The sequence below is a fragment of the Actinoplanes sp. DH11 genome, from assembly GCF_020873875.1.
Lineage (GTDB): Bacteria > Actinomycetota > Actinomycetes > Mycobacteriales > Micromonosporaceae > Actinoplanes.
Genome location: NZ_JAHWGU010000089.1, coordinates 1 through 600 on the forward strand (window position 1 = coordinate 1; position 600 = coordinate 600).

1 protein-coding gene is annotated in these 600 nt (G+C 66.0%); it reads left to right on the forward strand.

Translation table 11 applies throughout. The features are described from left to right. Window positions 1–600, forward strand: a 600-nt coding sequence (locus tag LPA41_RS40845) for a polyketide synthase (protein ID WP_229076868.1), incomplete at both ends; no start/stop codon positions are given.

Sequence of the window (600 nt, forward strand, 5' to 3'; positions counted from 1 at the left end):
CGATGGATCCGCAGCAGCGGTTGTTGTTGGAGGCGTCGTGGGAGGCGTTCGAGTCGGCCGGTATTGATCCGGCTGTTCTGCGGGGTTCGTCGACGGGTGTGTTCGCCGGCCTGATGTACCACGACTACGCCTCGGGAGTGCTCAACGCACCCGACGGTGTCGGCGCCTTCCTGGGAACCGGTAACACCGGCAGTATCGCGTCGGGTCGGGTGGCGTACACGTTCGGCCTGGAGGGTCCGGCGGTCACCGTGGATACGGCGTGTTCGTCGTCGCTTGTCGCCCTGCATTGGGCGGTGCAGGCGTTGCGGTCGGGTGAGTGTTCGATGGCGCTTGCCGGTGGTGTGACGGTGATGGCGACACCTGCCGCATTCGCTGAGTTCAGTCAGCAGCGGGGTCTGTCGTTCGACGGCCGGTGCAAGTCATTCAGTGCCTCCGCGGACGGCACCGGCTGGTCCGAAGGTGTGGGCATGCTCCTGGTGGAGCGGCTCTCGGATGCTCGTAAGAACGGTCACCCCGTGCTCGCGGTGGTTCGCGGTTCGGCGGTGAACCAGGACGGTGCTTCCAACGGTTTGACCGCGCCGAATGGTCCGTCGCAGCAGC